This is a genomic window from Streptomyces chartreusis NRRL 3882 (genome assembly GCF_900236475.1).
Classification (GTDB): domain Bacteria; phylum Actinomycetota; class Actinomycetes; order Streptomycetales; family Streptomycetaceae; genus Streptomyces; species Streptomyces chartreusis_D.
The window spans coordinates 3,011,186-3,030,563 of the sequence record NZ_LT963352.1 but is presented as its reverse complement, the minus strand read 5'-3'; the positions used below and the strand labels follow the sequence as shown (position 1 = coordinate 3,030,563).

20 protein-coding genes are annotated in these 19,378 nt (G+C 70.9%); 11 read left to right on the top strand and 9 right to left on the bottom strand.

Translation table 11 applies throughout. The features are described from left to right. Positions 1-6 precede the first annotated feature (6 nt). Positions 7-759 carry an SDR family oxidoreductase gene (locus tag SCNRRL3882_RS13350; RefSeq protein WP_010047553.1) on the bottom strand — a complete coding sequence of 251 codons (753 nt, stop codon included), beginning with the start codon at positions 757-759 and terminating at the stop codon, positions 7-9. Positions 760-925: 166 nt separating this feature from the next. Here SCNRRL3882_RS13350 and SCNRRL3882_RS13345 point away from each other — a divergent pair, with 166 nt between their 5' ends. Then, a complete protein-coding gene (locus SCNRRL3882_RS13345) occupies positions 926-1,549 on the top strand; it encodes a TetR/AcrR family transcriptional regulator (RefSeq protein WP_029181719.1) in 624 nt (207 codons plus the stop codon). 385 nt (positions 1,550-1,934) lie between these two features. Next, a complete protein-coding gene (locus tag SCNRRL3882_RS13340; RefSeq protein WP_010047549.1) occupies positions 1,935-3,401 on the top strand; it encodes a sensor histidine kinase in 1,467 nt (488 codons plus the stop codon). Between the two features lie 193 nt (positions 3,402-3,594). On the opposite strand, the gene SCNRRL3882_RS13335 is transcribed toward SCNRRL3882_RS13340, so the two are convergent. Then, on the bottom strand, positions 3,595-3,852 hold the full coding sequence (locus SCNRRL3882_RS13335; RefSeq protein WP_003992873.1) for a WhiB family transcriptional regulator: 258 nt from the start codon (positions 3,850-3,852) through the stop codon (positions 3,595-3,597). Positions 3,853-4,171: 319 nt separating this feature from the next. Further along, positions 4,172-5,140 (bottom strand): diacylglycerol/lipid kinase family protein, encoded by a 969-nt coding sequence (locus tag SCNRRL3882_RS13330; protein WP_010047534.1) that lies wholly within the window; start codon positions 5,138-5,140, stop codon positions 4,172-4,174. A gap of 116 nt (positions 5,141-5,256) precedes the next feature. Here SCNRRL3882_RS13330 and SCNRRL3882_RS13325 point away from each other — a divergent pair, with 116 nt between their 5' ends. Continuing rightward, the gene (locus SCNRRL3882_RS13325) at positions 5,257-5,706 is read left to right on the top strand and encodes a hypothetical protein (RefSeq protein ID WP_029181718.1); all 450 of its coding nucleotides are present in this window, start codon (positions 5,257-5,259) and stop codon (positions 5,704-5,706) included. A 3-nt stretch (positions 5,707-5,709) separates the two neighbouring features. Here SCNRRL3882_RS13325 and SCNRRL3882_RS13320 read toward each other — a convergent pair whose 3' ends face one another. The 3 genes from SCNRRL3882_RS13320 to SCNRRL3882_RS13310 form a co-directional block, all read right to left on the bottom strand. Beyond that, positions 5,710-6,849 carry an RNA polymerase sigma factor SigF gene (locus SCNRRL3882_RS13320; protein WP_010047529.1) on the bottom strand — a complete coding sequence of 380 codons (1,140 nt, stop codon included), beginning with the start codon at positions 6,847-6,849 and terminating at the stop codon, positions 5,710-5,712. A gap of 17 nt (positions 6,850-6,866) precedes the next feature. After that, positions 6,867-7,280: a hypothetical protein gene (locus SCNRRL3882_RS13315; RefSeq protein WP_003992877.1), complete on the bottom strand. Its 414-nt coding sequence runs from the start codon at positions 7,278-7,280 to the stop codon at positions 6,867-6,869. 260 nt (positions 7,281-7,540) lie between these two features. Further along, entirely contained in the window at positions 7,541-7,801 is a 261-nt protein-coding gene (locus tag SCNRRL3882_RS13310) for a UBP-type zinc finger domain-containing protein (RefSeq protein WP_010047527.1), read from the bottom strand. Positions 7,802-7,863: 62 nt separating this feature from the next. Here SCNRRL3882_RS13310 and SCNRRL3882_RS13305 point away from each other — a divergent pair, with 62 nt between their 5' ends. Beyond that, complete coding sequence (locus tag SCNRRL3882_RS13305) at positions 7,864-9,462, top strand: Na+/H+ antiporter (protein WP_010047525.1); 1,599 nt, start codon at positions 7,864-7,866, stop codon at positions 9,460-9,462. Between the two features lie 94 nt (positions 9,463-9,556). Here the strand turns inward: SCNRRL3882_RS13305 and SCNRRL3882_RS13300 are convergent, their stop codons facing one another. Further along, complete coding sequence (locus tag SCNRRL3882_RS13300) at positions 9,557-10,465, bottom strand: 1-aminocyclopropane-1-carboxylate deaminase/D-cysteine desulfhydrase (RefSeq protein ID WP_010047522.1); 909 nt, start codon at positions 10,463-10,465, stop codon at positions 9,557-9,559. Between the two features lie 4 nt (positions 10,466-10,469). Beyond that, positions 10,470-10,940 (bottom strand): DUF6010 family protein, encoded by a 471-nt coding sequence (locus SCNRRL3882_RS13295; protein ID WP_010047519.1) that lies wholly within the window; start codon positions 10,938-10,940, stop codon positions 10,470-10,472. Positions 10,941-11,231: 291 nt separating this feature from the next. Between SCNRRL3882_RS13295 and SCNRRL3882_RS13290 the strand changes: the two genes are divergently transcribed. The 4 genes from SCNRRL3882_RS13290 to SCNRRL3882_RS13275 all read left to right on the top strand — a co-directional run bounded on the left by SCNRRL3882_RS13290 (position 11,232) and on the right by SCNRRL3882_RS13275 (position 15,759). Further along, positions 11,232-12,638, top strand: a complete 1,407-nt coding sequence (locus SCNRRL3882_RS13290) for a family 2B encapsulin nanocompartment shell protein (RefSeq protein ID WP_010047518.1) — start codon at positions 11,232-11,234, stop codon at positions 12,636-12,638. A gap of 111 nt (positions 12,639-12,749) precedes the next feature. Next, positions 12,750-13,919, top strand: coding sequence for a family 2 encapsulin nanocompartment cargo protein polyprenyl transferase (locus tag SCNRRL3882_RS13285; RefSeq protein ID WP_010047517.1), 1,170 nt, complete (start codon positions 12,750-12,752; stop codon positions 13,917-13,919). 290 nt (positions 13,920-14,209) lie between these two features. Next, positions 14,210-15,006 (top strand): IS5 family transposase gene (locus tag SCNRRL3882_RS13280; protein WP_161286430.1). Its coding sequence is split into 2 segments (ribosomal slippage): positions 14,210-14,543 and positions 14,543-15,006, totalling 798 coding nucleotides; the frame shifts between segments, so codons are not numbered across the junction. Between the two features lie 135 nt (positions 15,007-15,141). Next, a complete protein-coding gene (locus SCNRRL3882_RS13275) occupies positions 15,142-15,759 on the top strand; it encodes a GNAT family N-acetyltransferase (protein ID WP_010040424.1) in 618 nt (205 codons plus the stop codon). Between the two features lie 218 nt (positions 15,760-15,977). Here SCNRRL3882_RS13275 and SCNRRL3882_RS13270 read toward each other — a convergent pair whose 3' ends face one another. Then, positions 15,978-16,583 carry a TetR/AcrR family transcriptional regulator gene (locus tag SCNRRL3882_RS13270; protein WP_010040422.1) on the bottom strand — a complete coding sequence of 202 codons (606 nt, stop codon included), beginning with the start codon at positions 16,581-16,583 and terminating at the stop codon, positions 15,978-15,980. 112 nt (positions 16,584-16,695) lie between these two features. On the opposite strand from SCNRRL3882_RS13270, the gene SCNRRL3882_RS13265 reads away from it, so the two are divergent. From SCNRRL3882_RS13265 to SCNRRL3882_RS13250, 3 genes are all read left to right on the top strand, one after another. Further along, positions 16,696-17,280 carry a dihydrofolate reductase family protein gene (locus tag SCNRRL3882_RS13265; protein ID WP_010040419.1) on the top strand — a complete coding sequence of 195 codons (585 nt, stop codon included), beginning with the start codon at positions 16,696-16,698 and terminating at the stop codon, positions 17,278-17,280. A 386-nt stretch (positions 17,281-17,666) separates the two neighbouring features. Next, a complete protein-coding gene (locus SCNRRL3882_RS13255) occupies positions 17,667-18,080 on the top strand; it encodes a YciI family protein (protein ID WP_010040417.1) in 414 nt (137 codons plus the stop codon). Positions 18,081-18,108: 28 nt separating this feature from the next. Continuing rightward, the gene (locus SCNRRL3882_RS13250) at positions 18,109-19,329 is read left to right on the top strand and encodes an RNA polymerase sigma factor (protein WP_010040410.1); all 1,221 of its coding nucleotides are present in this window, start codon (positions 18,109-18,111) and stop codon (positions 19,327-19,329) included. Positions 19,330-19,378 lie beyond the last annotated feature (49 nt).

The window sequence follows — 19,378 nt, the reverse complement described above, 5'->3', positions numbered from 1 at the left end:
CGGCCCCTACGTGAGCGAACCCCCCGTCACATCCACCCAGCTCCCCGTGACCCACCGCCCCCCGTCCGAGACCAGGAACGCCACCACGTCGGCGACTTCGGCCGGCTCGCCCACCCCGCCCAGCGCCGACAGCGCAGCGGCCTTCGCCCAGCCGTCGGCACTGCCGTGCAGCAGCTCGGCCGTGTTGTCGGTGTCTATGATGCCCGGCGCCACCGAGTTCACCGTGATGCCCCGAGGCCCCAGCACCTTGGACAGGTCCCGTGAGAGGACGTCCAGCGCGCCCTTCGTCATCGCGTACGCCATGTTGTCCGGCATCACCGCCGTCCGGGCCAGCCCCGACGAGATGTTGACGACCCGGCCGCCGTCCCGCAGTCGCGTCATGCCGTGCTTGAGGATGAACAACGGCGCCTTCACGTTCACCGCGAAGACCTTGTCGTACTCCCGCTCGTCCAGCTCCTGGATCGGCCGCGTGTTGCCGATCCCCGCGTTGTTCACCAGGATGTCCAGCCCGTCCGCGTGCCGGTCGAACTCCGCCCACAGCGCCTCGGCGTCCCCCGGCAGGCCCAGCTCCGCGCCCACCGCGAACGCCGAGCCGCCCGCCGCCTCGATCGCCGCGACCGTCTCCTTCGCCGCCGTCTCGTTCCTGCCGTAGTGCACCCCGACCCGCGCGCCGTCGCGCCCCAGCCGCTCGGCGATCCCTCGCCCGATGCCCCTGCTCGCCCCCGTGACGAGTGCCGTCCTGCCCGTGAGCACGCCCATGGCGGCGCCCCCTTCTCATTTACCTAGCGGTCGCTACATAAATGACCGTACCCCACGCCGGCGACATTTCTCTAGTGCCCGCTATAAAATGCACTCCATGGTGAACGACGACGGGACCGCGAGGGCCGAGAGGCACGGAACCGCGACGGGCGAGGACGGCGGAGCGATGACGGGCAAGGGCAGGGGGAGGCCCCGCGGCCGCCCCCGCTCCTTCGATCGCGAGACCGCCCTCGAGAAGGCGCTCCTGGCCTTCTGGGAGCACGGCTACGAGGCCACGTCCGTCTCCGACCTCACCCGCGTCATGGACATCGGCGCCCCCAGCCTCTACGCGGCCTTCGGCGACAAGCGGTCCCTGTTCGAGGAGGTGGTGCAGGTCTACGGCACGAGGTACGGCTCGTTCACCGACCGGGCCCTCGCCGAGGAGCCCACCGCCCGGGGCGCCGTCGAGCGCATGCTGCGCGAGGCCGCCACCGCGTACACGGAACCCGGCCACCCGCACGGCTGCCTCGTCGTCCACGCCGCCGCGAACTGCTCGACCCCCGAGGTCGAACAGTCGCTGCGGGACCGCCGCAACGCCAACATCGCCGCGTTCGAGAGCCGCATCAGAGCCGATGTGGCCGCCGGAGTGCTGCCCCCGGGTACCGACGCCGCCGCTCTGGCCCGTCACACCGGAGCGATGATCCAGGGCATGTCACAACAGGCGCGGGACGGGGCGAGCCGGGAGGAACTGGAGGCGGTCGCGGAAATTGCCATGTCCATCTGGCCCCGCACAGGAACCCACACGGGTTAGGCTGCGTGGAGGACGCCGGCGCGTCCGACCAGTCGGAGAACTAACAACAACGAACAGCCTCCAACGCATGGACACCAACGAGTGGTCTAGTCCACAATGCGTGATGAGAGCGCGTGTGCAGCGCGCACCAGCCTCCGCCTTCCCCGCACAGGAAGGCGGACAGAGGAACCGAGGCTCTCTGCCCTGACTGCCCCGGGTCCTCGTCCTTCGGCCGACCGGGACCGCACACCCCACGGCCGATACTGCTCCGGGCTGCGGTGCCGGGAGGGTTGAGGGTCCCTCTCAGGCGCCGCGGCCCGCGGGTGTTCCAGGAGCCCGTACCTGTCCGAGCCGGTACATTTCAGAGCCGTACAAACCCCCGGGTACGCTCGCTCACGTGCCCTCCATGAACGAACTCGTACGCCAGCACACCGCCCTCGACGACACCGATCTCGAGTGGCTCCACCTGCTGGTCTCGGAGTGGCAGCTGCTCTCCGACCTCTCCTTCGCCGACCTGGTGCTGTGGGTCCCCACCAGCGACGGCACGAGGTACGTGTCCGTCGCGCAGATGCGGCCCAACACCGGTCCGACGTCCTACCAGGACGACATGGTGGGCCACCTCGTCCCGCGTGGCCGCCGCCCGATGCTGGACGCCGCCCTCGACGAGGGCCGCATCGTGCGCGAAGGGGACCCCGAGTGGCGTGAAGAGGTCCCCGTCCGGGTCGAGTCGATCCCCGTACGGCGCGAGGGGCGCGTCCTCGGTGTCATCGCGCGCAACACCAACCTCCTCACCGTGCGCACCCCCAGCCGCCTGGAGCTCACCTATCTCCAGAGCGCCTCCGACCTCGCGCAGATGATCGCGGCCGGCTCCTTCCCCTTCGCGAACCAGCAGCTCGACATGGACGCCTCCCCCCGGGTGGGCGACGGCCTGATCCGGCTCGACGCCGACGGCATCGTCCAGTACGCCTCCCCGAACGCGCTGTCCGCCTACCACCGCCTCGGCCTCGCCTCCGACCTCGTCGGCCAGCACCTGGGCAAGACCACCGCCGAACTCGCCCCGACCCGGGGGCCGGTGGACGAGGCGCTCGCCAAGGTCGCCAGCGGCTGGGCACCGCGCGAGTTCGAGATCGAGGCCAGCGACGGGGTCATCCAGTTCCGCGCGATCCCCCTCAAACCCAAGGGCACCCGCATCGGCTCGCTGGTCCTGCTCCGTGACGTCACCGAACTCCGTCGCCGGGAACGCGAGTTGATCACCAAGGACGCGACGATCCGGGAGATCCACCACCGCGTCAAGAACAACCTGCAGACGGTGGCGGCGCTGCTCCGCCTCCAGGCCCGGCGCATCGAATCCGACCGTGGCCGCGAGGCCCTGGAGGAGGCGGTGCGGCGCGTCGGATCGATTGCGATCGTGCACGAGACGCTCTCCCAGAACCTGGACGAGCGCGTCGAGTTCGACGACATCGCCGACCGGGTCCTGGCCATGGTCGCGGAGATCTCCCCGGGCAAGGTCACCGGCCGGCGCACCGGCCGCTTCGGCATCCTCGACGCCGAGGTCGCCACTCCGCTGTCGATGGTGCTGACCGAGGTTCTTCAGAACGCGCTGGAGCACGGCTTCCGCGAGGGCGACACCGGCACGGTCGAGGTGTCGGCGGTCCGCGGCGGTACCTCCAAGGAGGCCCGCCTGCTGGTGACCGTCCAGGACGACGGCGTCGGCCTGCCGGAAGGCTTCGATCCGCAGACCGCGGGCAATCTCGGCCTCCAGATCGTACGGACGCTCGTGGAGGGCGAGTTGGGGGGAACCTTCGACATGGTCCCGGCCCCGGAGCGCGGCACCCGCGTGATCCTCGACATCCCGGTGCCGGCGCGGAAGTAGAAGCAGCAGCATCCGGGGCCCTCGGAAGCGACCCACAAAAGCATTGAGCCCCGGGCCAGTAAATGGCCCGGGGCTAAAGCTCGTTGCTGCTTAACTAAGCGCATCGGGGGAACTGCGCGCTGCGGCTCGGGGGCGGGAGATGCGTGCTCGCTGCACGCGCCGCCAAGCTCAGGCTGTCAGCAGGGGTGGGTTGTCAGGCGGAGGCCTGACGGGCCCGGTTGCGGGCGGCGCGGCGCTTCATGGCGCGGCGCTCGTCCTCGCTGAGACCACCCCAGACGCCGGAGTCCTGGCCGGACTCGAGCGCCCACTGCAGACACTGCTCGATCACCGGGCAGCGACGGCAGACGGCCTTGGCTTCCTCGATCTGCAGCAGCGCAGGACCGGTGTTGCCGATGGGGAAGAAGAGCTCGGGGTCTTCCTCGCGGCAAACGGCGTTGTGACGCCAGTCCATGGCTGCTACCTCTCCTTGGTATTACGTGCAGGTGCTTGTGAATGTGAACGCTTTCACGAATCCCTCAACAAGTGAAGGGCCGACCGCCAGGTTCCCTGGCGTGGGTCCTGTGAGTTGAAGAGGGGTTCTGGTGATCAGTGGAGGCCGGTGTTGCGGGCCGTCCCGATCGCCACGTAGAGACTCGCAAACCTCAGCGGCGGATACAACCCCTTCTGGAAAGTTTTTTTTGATTCTTCGGTGTCGACTAGGTCACAGCCGTACTTCCATGGGGTGGATCCTGGCCTAAACGTTCGAGTGAAAGGACTTTAGCCAGTTCTGCTCACACAATCACACGCAGTGCACGGCGTACGCCTGTGAACGTCACGCTTGTTCGCAGCCCCAGGTGGTCACCGTCCATCTGGAGGGGGAGTGGCACCTTCGAATGCAAGGTGAACTCGGTCAAATCGTGCAGAGAGGTCGCGTGCTTGCCGCGGGGTCCGCGCTCGGGGGACGAAGTGAGCAACTGGGTGCCATACCGGGCAACCGCCGCCGTGGACAGCCGGCTGAGGCCGAAGAGATCGAGTCCGGTATCGAACGAGGCCTTAGGCGCCGCGTAGATCGGGCGATTCCCCAGAAACGTCCACGGGGAGGTGTTCGAGACTATGGACAGCACCAGATCGGTGACCGGGTCCTCGCCGGGCTGCTCCAGCGTGATCGTCCCGTGCCGGCGGTTCGGTTCGCCGAGGAGCTGGCGCACGACCTGCCGGACGTAAAGAGCGTGTGTGGATTTCCGGCCGCGCTCGCGGTGCTGCTCCACCCGGCCGACCACACCGGCGTCGAAGCCGAGCCCCGCGTTGAAGGTGAACCAGCGGGAGGGCACCGCCTCGTCCTCCGTGCCCGGAGTGCCGGAGGTCAGGCCCAGGCCGACGGTGCGTTCGCTGCCGTCGCGCAGGGCGTCCAGCAGAGCCCCGGTTGCTTCCACCGCGTCGTTGGGCAGGCCCAGAGCGCGGGCGAAGACGTTGGTGGAGCCGCCCGGGACCACGGCGAGGCCGGGGAGGTGCCCCGGGTCGGGGCCGGCGTGCAGGAGGCCGTTGACCACCTCGTTGACCGTGCCGTCACCGCCGAGGGCCACCACCAGGTCTATGTCGTCGCTCTCCGCCGCGTGCCGGCCCAGGTCGCGCGCATGGCCGCGGTACTCGGTGGTGACCGCTTCCAGCTTCATCTCGCTGGCGAGCGCGTGGATCAGTACGTCGCGTGTGCGCGCACTTGTGGTGGTTGCCGCCGGATTGACCACGAGAAGTGCACGCATGACTGGCAGCGTACCTACTGGGTGGTACCTGGCCCAGACCGAGGTAGGGATCAGGTAAGAGAGCAGGGGTGAACCTCGCCATGAGGGGCGCGTACGGCCAGGGCTACCCTTCAGGGGTGAGCAGTGAGCAGACCCCCACCACCCCGGACATCACCGGCCCCCGTCCGCGGCGGCTGACGTACGCCGCGCTGCTGGCCGCACTGGAGGGGCTCGCGCTGGTCGTCGGCGGCGTCTGGATCCTCGTCCTCGGCCTCACGGGTCATCCGGACGACCGCCAGCAGGCCGTGACCGGGGGCATCACGCTCGTCGTGCTCGCTCTGCTGCCGCTGCTCGCCGCGCGCGGGCTGCTCGGCCGCCGCAGCTGGAGCCGCGGCCCGGCCGTCATCACCCAGCTCATGGCGCTGCCGGTGGCCTACAACCTGCTCCAGGCCGACAGCATGGCCATTCCGGCCGGGATCGCCCTCGCGGTCGTGGCCGTCGCGGCGCTCGTCCTGCTCGTGAACCCCGAGACGACCCGGGCCCTCGGGATCCGCGGGCCCGGCAACCCCGGCGCTACGGAGAAGTAGCCGTCACTCCTCGACGAGGAGCTTCTCCCGGAGCTGCGCCAGTGTGCGCGCCAGCAGCCGCGAGACGTGCATCTGCGAGATGCCGACCTCCTGCGCGATCTGCGACTGGGTCATGTTGCCGAAGAAGCGCAGCAGCAGGATCCGCTTCTCGCGCGGCGGGAGGTCCTCCAGCAGCGGCTTGAGGGACTCCCGGTACTCCACGCCCTCCAGCGCCTCGTCCTCCGCGCCGAGGGTGTCCGCGACCGCCGGTGACTCGTCGTCGGTGTCGGGGACGTCCAGGGACAGTGTGGAGTACGCGTTGGCGGACTCCAGGCCCTCCAGGACCTCCTCCTCCGAGATCGCGAGCTTCTCGGCGAGCTCGTGGACCGTGGGGGAGCGGCCGTGCAGCTGCGAGAGCTCGGCCGTGGCCGTGGTCAGTGACAGGCGCAGCTCCTGGAGGCGGCGCGGGACGCGCACCGCCCAGCCCTTGTCGCGGAAGTGCCGCTTGATCTCGCCGACGACCGTCGGGGTCGCGTACGTGGAGAACTCCACGCCGCGGTCCGGGTCGAAGCGGTCGACCGACTTGATCAGCCCGATCGTGGCGACCTGGGTCAGGTCGTCCAGCGGCTCACCGCGGTTGCGGAAGCGCCGCGCGAGATGCTCCACGAGCGGCAGGTGCATGCGGACCAGCTGGTTGCGCAGCTCCGCGTACTCGGGGCTGCCGGGGCTCAGGGTGCGCAGTTTGAGGAACATGTCGCGCGCCCCGCTGCGGTCCGGGGAGCCGTGCTGCGCACCCTGTGTGTGGTGCGCGCGCGGCGCTGCGTCCTCGGAGTGTCGCTCGTGCTCGCTCATCGTCCCGCCCGTCGCCCTTCCCCGAGCCCTCGCCTCCTCCTCCACTCCCGGCTTCACGCGAGTGGGGGGACCCCCCTGGGCAGGAGATGCCGCGATCCCTCCGCCCGGAGGCGCGCTCCGCACGGCCCCGTCCGGGTCCCGCCGCTCGCCGCCCGGGACGACGGCCCTCGCGGAGTCGTCCTCGGGATGCGGGCGGGCCTGCTCGGGGATGCCGTCGATGCCGTCCGCCATGCGCCGGGTGCCGCCGGGCGCCGTGCCCGGGGCCGTGCCCTCGGCCGGCAGCTCTCGTGTGCCGCGCTCTTCGTCCCGCACCGGCCCGTCCTCGTTCCTCACGCCGGCCCGGGTCCCGCGCCGCGCTGTTTGTAGAGGCTGATCGAAACGGTTTTGTCCTTGTCCACGGCGGAGGAGACCTTGCCCGCGAGAGCGGACAGGACCGTCCAGGCGAAGGTGTCCCGCGAGGGGGCATGACCATCCGTGGTCGGCGCCGAGACAGTGACCTCGAGCGAGTCGTCGACGAGGCGGAAGACACAGCTGAGTACGGAGCCGGGCACGGCCTGCTGGAGCAGGATCGCGCAGGCTTCGTCCACCGCGATGCGCAGGTCCTCGATCTCGTCGAGGGTGAAGTCCAAACGGGCCGCGAGACCGGCCGTGGCCGTACGCAGCACCGACAGGTAGGCACCCGCGGCCGGCAGCCGGACTTCCACGAAGTCCTGGGTCGCGGGCTCGCCTGCGATCTGGGACACCCTCACCTCCATGGTGGTACAAGCGTTTCAGGGCCGAGGGTCGCCCCCCGGGGTAACGCGATACGTGGTTCAGCGGTGACGCTATCGCGCTCTCAACGGTCCTGTCCCCGGGACCCCAACCCCTTGCCGTCACTCACAGTAAACCTGTGGATACGCTCCGTGTCTAGGGGGTTGGCGGGCCCAAAAGGGAAGAGCGCGCGCCGGGTTGACGTACCCAGACGTCAGACGGTCGAACCGTCCGGCGCCGGGGTCCTGTCGAGTCACACCAGGACATGATCGACGAAGCACCAGCGCCAGGTCTCCCCGGGCTCATGGGTCCGCATCACGGGATGCCCGGACTCCTTGTGGTGCCCCGCCGCGTGCCGCCCCGGCGAGGAGTCACAGCAGCCGACGTGACCGCAGCTCAGGCACAGCCGCAGTTGCACCGGATCCATGCCCTCCGCCAGGCACTCCGGACACGTCTCGCTGAGCGGGACGGGTTCGGGGTGCGGCAGCGCGTCGGCGTGCGTGCACTGTTTCATGATTGCCAGGTTACGACGGTCGCGCAGAAGACCGCGTGGAAAAAAGAGGGCGGGCGAGAACGATGGACGTGATGCCACTGCTGTTGCTGGTGGCGGGCAGTGCCGCGATCGCCGCGGTGGCCAGGCGCACACCGGTTCCCGCGCCGCTGCTGCTGGTGGCGGTCGGGCTGGCGGTCAGTTCCGTCCCCGGCGTGCCGGACTACACCCTCGACCCGCATGTCGTCCTGCCGCTCCTCCTGCCCCCGCTGTTGCACACGGCCGCCACCGACAGCTCCTACCTCGACCTGCGGGCGCAGCTGCGGCCGGTCGCGCTGCTGTCCGTCGGGTACGTGCTCTTCGCGACCTTCGTCGTCGGCTGGGCCCTCTACCTGCTCGTGCCGGACCTGCCGCTGACCGCGGCCCTGGTCTTCGGGGCGGTGGTGGCGCCGCCGGACGCGGTCGCGGCGACGGCCGTGGCCCGCCGGGTCGGGCTCCCGTCGCGGATCACCACGATCCTCCAGGGCGAGTCCCTGCTCAACGACGCCACCGCGATCACCGCCTACCGGGTGGCCCTCGCCGCCGCCGTCGGCGAGGGCGCGACCTGGGCCGGTGGCATAGGCGAGTTCCTGCTCGCGGCGGTCGGCGGTGTCGTGGCCGGGCTCGTGCTGATGGCGCCGATCCACTGGCTGCGCACGCACGTGAAGGAGGCGCTGTTCCAGAACACGCTCTCCCTTCTGACCCCGTTCGTCGCGTACGCCGTCGCCGAGCAGGTGCACGCCTCCGGCGTCCTCGCGGTCGTGGTCGTCGCGCTCTACCTGGGACACCGCGCGTGGGAGGTCGACTTCGCCACGCGGCTCCAGGAGGAGGCGGTGTGGAAGATGGTCGCCTTCGTCCTGGAGTCGGCGGTGTTCGCGCTGATCGGACTCCAGCTGCCGGTGGTGCTGAGGGGCCTCGGGGAGTACGAGGGGGCCCTGGCCGCCTGGTACGCGGTCGCCGTCTTCCTGGTGGTCGTCGCGGCCCGGTTCGTGTGGGTGTACCCGGCGACCTTCCTGCCGCGGCTGCTGTCGGCCCGGATCCGGGAGCGGGAGGCGAATCCGACCTGGAGGGGGCCGTTCGTGATCGCGTGGGCCGGTATGCGGGGCGTGGTCTCGCTGGCCATCGCCTTCTCGATCCCGCTCACCCTGCACGACGGCGAGGAGCCCTTCCCGCACCGCAACCTCATTCTCTTCCTGACCTTCACGACGGTCATCGGGACGCTGGTCGTGCAGGGCCTCACCCTGCCCCCGCTGATCCGTCTCCTGAAGTTCCCCGGGCGGGACGCACAGGCCGAGACGCTGGCCGAGGCCAACGCCCAGGCCCAGGCCTCCCGGGCCGCCGAGCGGCGCCTGGACGAACTCCTCACCGACGAGCGCAACGCCCTGCCCGCTCCGCTCGCCGACCGGCTGCGCATCGTCCTGGAGCGCCGCCGCAACGCCGTCTGGGAACGGCTCGGGCAGGCCAACCCGGTGACGGGGGAGTCCGTCGACGACACGTACCGGCGGTTGTCCCGGGAGATGATCAGCGCCGAGCGTGAGGTGTTCGTCAAGCTCCGGGACGCGCGGTACATCGACGACGAGATGCTGCGGACGCTGCTGCGCAGGCTGGACCTGGAGGAGGCGGCTGCCTTCCGGGAGACGGCGTAGGGGAGGGGCGGACGGCACGGACACGCTGCCGGGCGTCAGGGGAGGGGCGGCGGGAGTGACGGGAAGGGCGGCGGCGTCGCCGGACCGGCGAGCGTCACGGGAAAGGCCGGCCGGTGATCACAGCCGTCACCGTCGTCCCGCGCGGGAAGGCGCCTTCGCCGGCCAGGGCGACGAGTCCGTACAGCAGTTTCGCGACATAGAGGCGTTCGACGGGTAGTCCATGACGCTGCTCGAAGTCCGCGGCGAAGGCGTCGAGCTCGTCGGGCACGCGCGCATAGCCGCCGAAGTGGAAGCGGTCGTCGAGGCTCCAGGTGCCGCGCGGGCCGCCGAAGGCCTGCTGCTGCAAGGAGGCGACGTCGGTGGTCAGGAAGCCGCCCTTGAGGACCGGGACACCGAGGGCACGCTGTCCGGGGGCGAGTCCCGCCGCCAGCCCTGCCAGCGTGCCACCGGTGCCGCAGGCCACGGCGACGACATCGCCCTGGTCGTGCAGCTCGGCGCCGAGTGCCCGGCAGCCCCGTACCGCCTGTGCGTTGCTGCCGCCCTCGGGGACGACGTACGCCTCCGCGGCGTCCACCGCGCGCAGGATCGCGGCCAGGGTCCGCGGCTCGGACTTGCGGCGGTACGCAGCCCTGTCGACGAAGTGCAGCCGCATGCCGTCGGCCGCACAGCGGGTCAGCGAGGGGTTGAGGGGCCGGCCGGCCAGCTCCTCGCCGCGTACGACTCCGATCGTGGGGATGCCGAGCAGCCGGCCGGCCGCGGCCGTGGCACGCAGGTGGTTGGAGTAGGCGCCCCCGAAGGTGACGACGGTACGGCCGGCCGCGGCCGTGAGATTCGGCGCCAGCTTGCGCCACTTGTTGCCGATCAGCTCCGGGTGGATCAGGTCGTCCCGCTTCAGCACCAGCCGGACGCCGTGACGCTCGAACCGGCTGTCCACGACCTCCTGCACCGGCGAGGGCAGCCGGGGGTGCAGTGCGGCGAGTCCGGGGACGTCGGGGCTGGTCACCGGGTCATTGTCCCCCGGGAGTGAGGGAGGGGGACCCGGGGCTGACGCCTTCCCGCGGATCCGGCCCGGGCTGCGGCCGCCCGGACCGGCGGCGGTCGCGTACGAGGCCGATGAGTGAGGGGCCGCCCCGAAGGCACCAGAGGGCGATCACCGGGTCGCAGATGGCGCAGCCCAGAGAGGAGGTGTGGGCGAAGGGGATGATCGGATTGCCCTTGATGTGGTGGACGATGTCCCACGCCGTGTGCAGCAGCCAGCCGATGCCGATCCACGTCCACGACTCCAGACCGCGGAACGCGACGTAGGTGAGCAGCGCGGTGAAGAGGAACTCCCAGCCGCCCGTGCCGCCGCCGCTGAGGTACGCCGCTCCCGCGCCGCCGACCATGACCGCGTTCAGGCGCCGCCGGTGCGGCTCGCGGACGAGGGACATCAACAGGGCGTAGAGGATGCCGATGCCGATCGGCGCGACGTACTGCATGGATGGGCCGTTTCTGGAGTCGGTGGAAGGAACGGATCACCACGCTAGGTCCGGTTCCGCACGCTCCCCAGCGGCATTACCGACAGGTTCCCACGGGTTGTCGCCAGCGGTCCGGGGCCGGCCGTGCCTCCCGTGACCGGGCGGGAATTCGCGCCCCCTGCCCAGTCGTACGATGATCCATTCCCCCTCTTTCGGGTAATAGCACCACGCCACGGTGTGAGGAAGGCTTGGGCGCGCACATCGATGCCCGAGGCATATGGGCGTCGGTCACAACCGGGAGGGCAGTTCTCTATGTCGGTAGGCGAAGAGGTCCGCACGGAGCAGACCAAGCCGCAGCAGAGTCTCGGCACGGCGGCCGCGCGGAACCTGGCCACCACGACCAAGTCCGTGCCGCAGATGCAGGAGATCAGCTCCCGCTGGCTGCTGCGCATGCTGCCCTGGGTCGACATCCAGGGTGGTACGTACCGGGTGAACCGGCGATTGACGTTCGCCGTGGGCGACGGTCGGCTGACGTTCGTGAAGACCGGCGACCGCGTCGAGGTCATCCCCGCTGAGCTGGGTGAACTGCCCGCGCTGCGGTCGTACGAGGACGAGGAGGTGCTCTTCGAGATCGCCCGGCGCTGCGAGCAGCGGGAGATCGCCGCGGGCGAGGTGATCGCCTCGTTCGGCAGCCCGTCCGACGAGGTGTACCTGCTCGCGCACGGCCGTGTGGAGAAGGTCGGCACGGGCCCGTACGGGGACGAGGAGTCCCTCGGAGTCCTCGCCGACGGCGCCTACTTCGGTGACGACGCGCTGCTGAACGAGGACGCGATCTGGGAGTACACGGCCCGCGCGCTCACCACCTGCACCGTCCTGGTCCTGCCCCGCGCGGAGTTCGCGCAGATCGCCGAGCGCTCGGACACGCTGCGCGAACACCTCCAGCAGCGCCGCTCGATCCCCTCGCAGCGCTCCAACAAGTACGGCGAGAAGGAGATCGACCTCGCCGCCGGCCACTCCGGCGAGCCGGACATCCCGCACACCTTCGTCGACTACGAGGCCCGGCCCCGTGAGTACGAACTGAGCGTCGCCCAGACCGTCCTGCGCATCCACACGCGCGTGGCCGACCTCTACAACCAGCCCATGAACCAGACCGAGCAGCAGATCCGGCTGACGGTCGAGGCGCTGAAGGAGCGCCAGGAGCACGAGCTCATCAACAACCGCGACTTCGGTCTCCTGCACAACTGCGAATACGACCAGCGGATCCAGCCGCACGACGGCGTGCCCAGCCCGGACGACCTGGACGAACTGCTCAGCAGGCGCCGCGGCACCAAACTGCTCCTCGCCCACCCGCGCGCGATCGCCGCGATCGGCCGCGAGCTCAACAAGCGAGGGCTCGTCCCCGAGACCATCGACATGGCCGGCAACCGCATCCCCACCTGGCGCGGCGTGCCGATCTACCCGTGCAACAAGATCCCGGTGACCCCGGAGCGGACGACGTCGATCATCGCCATGCGTACCGGCGAGGCCGACCAGGGCGTCATCGGCCTGCGGGCCTCCGGCATCCCGGACGAGATCGAGCCGAGCCTGTCGGTGCGCTTCATGGGCATCAACGAACAGGCCATCATCAAGTACCTGGTCACGGCCTACTACTCGGCCGCGGTGCTGGTACCGGACGCGCTCGGCGTCCTGGAGAACGTCGAGATCGGCCGCTGGCGGTGACGCATCCGGTACGCCGGCCGTGTCCGCGCCCGGCAGGGCGGGTACACCCTCGGGGTACGCGCCCAGCGGCAGCGGAAGGGCCACCGTCCACTCACTCTCCGAGGCGGTTCCATGGGTGAGTCCCTTACGGATCTCGGGACGGAGACGACGCTGCCCACTCCCGGTGGGCAGCGCGGTACCGAGCCCGGGCGTGCGGCCGGGGCGCCGGAAAGGCGGGGGCTCATCGGGACACAGCGCGACGGCCGGCCGGGACCGGCCGAGGTCCACGAGGCGGTCACGCTCCTGGAGCGGGCCCGGACGGAGGTCGACCCGGTCCTGCGGGACGCCCTCGGCTCGCTGCCCGGGCCGATGCGCCGGATCGCGCTCTACCACTTCGGCTGGGAGCAGGCGGACGGCACACCGGCCGAGGGCGGCTCCGGCAAGGCGATCCGGCCCGCGCTCGTCCTCGCCGCAGCGGCCGCCCTCGGCGGACCCGAGGCACGGGCCGCGGCGGTCCGGGCGGCCGCGGCGGTGGAGCTGGTCCACAACTTCACGTTGCTGCACGACGACGTGATGGACCGGGACACCACCCGCCGGCACCGGCCCACCGCGTGGACCGTGTTCGGCGACCCCGACGCGATCCTCGCCGGGGACGCCCTCCAGGCGCTGGCCATGCGGCTGCTCGCCGAGGACCCGCATCCGGCGAGCCGGGCCGCCACCGCCCGGCTCGCGGACTGCGTCGTCGAACTGTGCGCGGGACAGCACGCGGACACGGCCATGGAGCGGCGCGGTCCCGACGAGGTCACGCTCGACGAGGTGCTCGCCATGGCGGAGGCCAAGACGGGCGCACTGCTGGGGACCGCCTGCGCGATCGGCGGGATGTACGCGGGCGCCGGGGACGCGGACGTGGCGGCGCTGGACGCGTTCGGCCGGGAGGCCGGGCTCGCCTTCCAGCTCATCGACGACGTCATCGGCATATGGGGCGACCCGCGCCGCACCGGCAAGCCCGTCGGCGCGGACCTGGCCGCCCGCAAGAAGTCCCTGCCGGTCGTGGCGGCCTTCGCCTCCGGCACGCCGGCGGCCGCGGAACTCGCCGAACTGTACGCACGACCCAGCGAGAAGGAGGACCTCGACCACATCGCCCTGACCGTGGAGCGGGCGGGCGGCCGTGACTGGGCGCAGAACCAGGCGGCCGACCGGATGGCTCTGGCGATGCAGCAACTGGCCCGCGCGGTGCCGGACCCGGAGGCGGCGGGCGGTCTGCTGGCCCTCGCCGAGTTCGTGACACGGCGCAGCAGTTGACGGCCGACGGTGCGGAAATCGGCCGTCGGCAACGGCCGGCGGTGCGGCCACGGGCCCTCGGCGGCACCTGACGGACCTTCGGGTGACCGAAGGGCAGGACCCCGGAGCGCCGGGGCCGTGCGGCTCCTGACTCCGTACGGTCCCGCGCCTCCGGACAGGCGGGCCCCGCACTGCCCCACGGTGTGCGGGGCCCGCCCTCTAAGAGCTCCTAACGGAATGCGGGATGACCGTGTCCTTCAACGGAGTGGGTCGGTTGCTTGAGTGTGAGGAAGCGCGATCCCCAACCATGGCTGGTCGACGATGAGTTGTGGGCTCGAATCGAGCCTCTGCTGCCTGTCCGGCAGTGGCGGCATCGGCACCCGGGCCGAAGGGCGTTGGATGACCGCAAGGTGATGTGCGGGATCTTGTTCGTCCTGTACACCGGCATCAGATGGGAGTGGCTGCCTGCCGAGCTGGGCTTCGGCTCGGGGATGACCTGCTGGCGACGCCTGCGGGACTGGAACAACGCCGGGGTGTGGCAGCGGCTGCACGAGGTGCTGTTGGCCGAGCTGCGGGCGGCGGACCGCCTGGACATGTCCCGGGCGGTGATCGACAGTTCGCACATCCGGGCGCTCAAGGGCGGCCCAAAACCGGCCGGAGCCCGGTCGACCGAGGCCGACCGGGCTCCAAGCACCACGTGATCTGTGACGCCACCGGCGTCCCACTCGCCGTCACCCTGACCGGCGGCAACCGCAACGACATCACCCAGCTCCTGCCACTGCTGGCGGCGATCCCGCCGATCCGAGGCAAACGCGGCCGGCCCCGGCAGCGGCCGAGAGAGGTCTACGCCGACCGGGGCTATGACCACGACTGCTATCGCCGCCAGGTCTGGGCGAAGGGCATCAAGCCCGTCATTGCCCGCCGCGGCACCGAGCACGGCTCCGGCCTCGGCACGAAACGGTGGGTGGTCGAGCAGACGATTGCGCTGCTGCACTGGTTCGGCCGCCTGCGGATCCGCTGGGAGATCCGCGACGACATCCACGAGGCATTCCTCAAGCTCGCATGCTCACTGATCTGCTGGCGCCGCCTACGAACCGCATTCCGTTAGGAGCTCTAAGGCCGGTGACTACAGCCGCTTTGGGCAACTGTTCGATGAAATCCCGCCAAGCTCCCGCCCCGTTCGCCGGGGCGGCTCCCAACCGCCCTACGATCAACGCCCGTCGGACGAGTGAAGGGGCGGGACATGGGTGTGGCGATCCGCACGGCGGGCGAGGGCGACCGGGACCTGGTCGTCCGGCTGCTGGACGAGGCGTTCCAGGACGACCCCGTGAGCGGCTGGGTCTTCCCAGGGGCGGAGGACCGTCGTGCCAACCATCCCGCACTCATGGCCGCCTTCACCGACATCGTGCTCGCGGCCGGGCGTATCGACCTCACCGAGGACGGCTCGGCCTGTGCGCTGTGGCTCTCCATGCCGGCCGACGACCATGACGGCGACGCCGAGGACGACGGTCCGGCCCAGGTGCGGCACGCCGTCGACCCGGACAACGAACGCATCGAGGCGATCGGCCGGCTGACCGCCGCCATCCACCCCTCCGGGCGGGCCCACGAGTACCTGTGGATGATCGGCGTCGCCCCCGGCCGACAGGGTGAGGGTCTCGGCACGGCGCTCATCGCGTCGGTCCTCGACCGTTGCGATCGCGAGGGACTGCCCGCCTACCTGGAGGCGAGCAACGCCCGCAGCCGCAAGCTGTACGAGCGCCTCGGCTTCGAACTCGCCGGCCCGGTGCTCGACCTCCCGGAGGGCGGCCCGACCATGTGGCCGATGTGGCGCGAACCCCGTCCCGCAGGGACGGCGTCCTGACTCTCCGCCGACCCCCGGCCCGGCCGGCCCCGTGGTCCGACCGACACCGTGGCCTGACGGGCCCCGTGGCCTGACGGGCCTCGGCTTGACCGGCCCCCGGCCTGACGGGCCCCCTTCCCTGGCCCGTCTGGCCCTCCCGGCCGACTTCCCCTCCGACCCTCCCGGCCGGCATGGCCCCTCCGCCCCCGGGCCGGCCGGACCCAACCTCCCCCGGCCGGTCAGCCCCCGGCCTCCTCCCCCTCCGGCAGCACCGTCGCCACGATCTTCTGCACCAGCCCCTCCGGCACGCTCACTCCGGGCAGTACACCCTCCAGGACGCCCGGCAGGGTCAGATGCTCCAGGAGGAGGCCGAGCATGGCCAGGTACAGCACGGCGACGGACTCGTCGCCGCCGGGCAGGCCGGCCGTCCGGTGGAACTCCATGGCCTCCTCCAGGTCACCGCGCACCGACTTGGTGTAGGAGGCGAGCAGTTCGGGACGCCGGGTGGCCTCCAGGCGCAGTTCCATGAGGGCCAGATAGCCCGTGCGGTCGCGGGTCGCGCGGGCCATGAGGTCGTACATGAACGCCGTGACCAGTGAGCGGTCCTTGGGGCGGGTCATCAGCTCGGCGACCACGTCGGGGTCGGGCGCGAGCCGTACGTGCAGCCGGGTGTCGATCTGGCGCAGCAGGTCGCCGCGGTCCGTGAAGTAGTTGGAGGCCGTGCCCAGGGGCACGCCGGCCTCCGCGTCCACCGCGCGGAACGTCAGCCCGCGTGCTCCCTCGCGCGCGAGCACCTCGACGCCGGCGTCGACGAGCGCGGCCCTGCGCCCGGGATTGCTGACCATGCGGAGTCCCTTCTCCCACTTTCCACGGTTCGCGGATAATCCCTTGCAACCACTACATCAGGAGTACTACAACTGAAGTCCTTGTAGCGGCAGCCTACGAAATGAGACCGGCTTGCGAAAGCTCACGTACTTCATCGCCTGCTCCATCGACGGCTTCATCGGGGACCCGGGCGGCGACGCGACGTCGATGCTCCGCTTCGTCGACGGGGAGTTCCTCGCCTTCCTGAAGACGGAGTATCCGGAGACCGCGGCCACCCAGGGCCGCCGGGCCCTCGGCTTCGACGACCTGCCGAACAAGCGGTTCGACACCGTCGTCCAGGGCCGCGGCAGCTACGAGCTCGCCTTGAGGGAGGGCATCACCAGCCCCTATGCCCACCTGCGCGAATACGTCGCCTCCAGCACGCTGAAGGAGTCGCCCGACCCGAACGTCGAGATCATCGCGGACGACCTCGTCGGCAAGGTCCGCGAACTGAAGGCCGAGGACGGCGAGTTCGGCATCTACCTGTGCGGTGGCTCGCGGATCGCGGGCGAACTGCTCGACGAGATCGACGAGCTCGTCATCAAGACCTACCCGCTCGTGTACGGCGCGGGCATGCCGATGTTCGGTTCCGGATTCGCGATCTCGGAGTTCACCCTCGAGTCGGTGCGCACGTTCGGCAACGGGGTGCTGGTGCGCACCTACAGCAGGAAGCGCTGAGCCGCCGACCGGCCTACCCTGAGGACATGGGCAGCGAAGGACATGTCTGTCCGACCTGCGGACAGCCAGTGGAAACGGTCGTCCGGCGCCACAAGACGCTGGGCGCGTGGGTCCCGCTGTGGGTGGCGGGTCCCTGCCGCAACCCCGAGTGCGGGGCCTACGAAGCGGAAACCGCCGAGGGCGATCAGGCCGCCGAGGACACCCGGAGCACCGCCCCGCCCCGGTCCGCCGAGCGCACCGCCTCACCTGCGACGACGTCGCCCGAAGACGCCCCAGGAGAAACTGTCGCGGAAAATTCCTGAGCTCGTGTCGAGAATCCCGGCCCGGCTCCGACGTCCCCTGTGAGAGCCGCCCGCCAGGGCGGTGAGAGCCGAAGGAGCGGACTGATGAAGTACCTGGTCATGGTGCAGGGCACACAGGCGGACTACGAGGCCATGCGCGGCAGGGCGTCGGCGAACTCCCCCGCGTGGAGCGAGGAAGAACTCCAGGCCATGTTCGCCTACATGGGCGCCATCAACGACGACCTCTCCGAGACGGGCGAATTCGTCGACGGGCAAGGCCTGGCCGAACCGGCGCAGACCCGGCACGTCACCCTCGGTGACGACGGCAAGGCAGTGATCACCGACGGGCCGTACAGCGAGACCAAGGAGCTGCTGGCCGGCTACTGGGTCCTGGAGTGCGAGAGCCTGGATCGGGTCACCGAGATCGCCGAGCGTGTCGCCCGGTGTCCCCAGCCGGCCGGCGCCCCCGACCACCCGGTGGTGATCCGTCCGATCATGGACGGCTCCGGGGAGATCTGAGGGCCTGGATACGCCGACGGGCGCGCCGGTGAGGAGCACACCCGAGATCGAGGACCTGCTGCGCCGTGACGCGCCGCAGGTCCTCGGTGCGCTGGTCAGGCGGTACGGGCACTTCGACGCCGCCGAGGACGCCGTACAGGAGGCGCTGCTCGCGGCGGCCGGGCAGTGGCCCGAGGCGGGCGTGCCCGGCAATCCGCGCGGCTGGCTGATCAAGGTCGCGTCGCGGCGACTGACCGACGCCCTGCGCAGCGAGGAGGCGCGGCGGCAGCGCGAGGAGCGGGCGGCGGCGCTCACGCCCCGCGACGCCTTCACCGCACCGCCGCCCGGGGAGCGGGCTCCCCGCGAGGACGACACCCTCTCGCTGCTCTTCCTGTGCTGCCATCCGGACCTGACGCCGCCCGCCCAGATCGCGCTCACGCTGCGCGCCGTCGGCGGTCTGACCACGGCGGAGATCGCCCGCGCGTACCTGGTGCCGGAGGCGACGATGGCGCAGCGGATCAGCCGGGCCAAGCACAAGGTGCGGGGCGTGCGCTTCGGTCGCCCGGAGCGCTGGGAAGAGCGGCTGCCGTCCGTCCTCCAGACCCTCTACCTCATCTTCAACGAGGGCTACACGGCCACCTCCGGAGCCGCTCTCCAGCGCCGGGACCTCGCGGGCGAGGCCGTACGCCTGGCCCGTACGGTCCACCGGCTGCTTCCCGACGACGGTGAGGTGGCCGGCCTGCTCGCGCTGATGATGCTCACCGACGCCCGCCGCGATGCGCGCAGCGGACCGCACGGCGAGTTGATCCCCCTCGACGAGCAGGACCGGGACCGGTGGGACAAGGCCGCGATCGAGGAGGGTGTCGCGCTGGTCACCTCGGCGCTGTCCCAGGGTCGGCCCGGGCCGTACCAGCTGCGTGCCGCGATCGCCGCCGTCCACGACGAGGCGCCCTCACCCGAGGCGACGGACTGGACCGAGATCCTGGGCCTGTACGACGTCCTCGTCCGTCTGGTCCCCGGCCCCGTCGAACGACTCAACCGCGCGGTCGCCGTCGCCATGGTCCACGGCCCGCACGCCGGCCTGGTCGAACTGGACGCCCTGGCAGGCGAGTTGAAAGGGCACCGCGTGGACGCCGTACGGGGTCACCTCCTGGAACGCGCGGGCGACCCCCAAGCCGCCCGGGCCGCCTACGAGTCGGCGGCCGCGCAGACCCTCAGCCTGCCCGAGCACCGTTACCTCCAGGCACGGGCCGCGCGGTTGAGGGACTAGCGTGGGGACGTGGGCATGAGGGTCTGCCGTGGTTCGGGAAGGATCCGCA

Excerpts from the sequence above, each read along its gene's own strand:
- SCNRRL3882_RS13350 (WP_010047553.1), bottom strand. The coding sequence starts at position 759 with ATGGGCGTGCTCACGGGCAGGACGGCACTCGTCACGGGGGCGAGCAGG.
- SCNRRL3882_RS13345 (WP_029181719.1), top strand. The coding sequence starts at position 926 with ATGACGGGCAAGGGCAGGGGGAGGCCCCGCGGCCGCCCCCGCTCCTTC.
- SCNRRL3882_RS13340 (WP_010047549.1), top strand. The coding sequence starts at position 1,935 with ATGAACGAACTCGTACGCCAGCACACCGCCCTCGACGACACCGATCTC.
- SCNRRL3882_RS13335 (WP_003992873.1), bottom strand. The coding sequence starts at position 3,852 with ATGGACTGGCGTCACAACGCCGTTTGCCGCGAGGAAGACCCCGAGCTC.
- SCNRRL3882_RS13330 (WP_010047534.1), bottom strand. The coding sequence starts at position 5,140 with ATGCGTGCACTTCTCGTGGTCAATCCGGCGGCAACCACCACAAGTGCG.
- SCNRRL3882_RS13310 (WP_010047527.1), bottom strand. The coding sequence starts at position 7,801 with ATGAAACAGTGCACGCACGCCGACGCGCTGCCGCACCCCGAACCCGTC.
- SCNRRL3882_RS13305 (WP_010047525.1), top strand. The coding sequence starts at position 7,864 with ATGGACGTGATGCCACTGCTGTTGCTGGTGGCGGGCAGTGCCGCGATC.
- SCNRRL3882_RS13295 (WP_010047519.1), bottom strand. The coding sequence starts at position 10,940 with ATGCAGTACGTCGCGCCGATCGGCATCGGCATCCTCTACGCCCTGTTG.
- SCNRRL3882_RS13290 (WP_010047518.1), top strand. The coding sequence starts at position 11,232 with ATGTCGGTAGGCGAAGAGGTCCGCACGGAGCAGACCAAGCCGCAGCAG.
- SCNRRL3882_RS13285 (WP_010047517.1), top strand. The coding sequence starts at position 12,750 with ATGGGTGAGTCCCTTACGGATCTCGGGACGGAGACGACGCTGCCCACT.
- SCNRRL3882_RS13275 (WP_010040424.1), top strand. The coding sequence starts at position 15,142 with ATGGGTGTGGCGATCCGCACGGCGGGCGAGGGCGACCGGGACCTGGTC.
- SCNRRL3882_RS13270 (WP_010040422.1), bottom strand. The coding sequence starts at position 16,583 with ATGGTCAGCAATCCCGGGCGCAGGGCCGCGCTCGTCGACGCCGGCGTC.
- SCNRRL3882_RS13255 (WP_010040417.1), top strand. The coding sequence starts at position 17,667 with ATGAAGTACCTGGTCATGGTGCAGGGCACACAGGCGGACTACGAGGCC.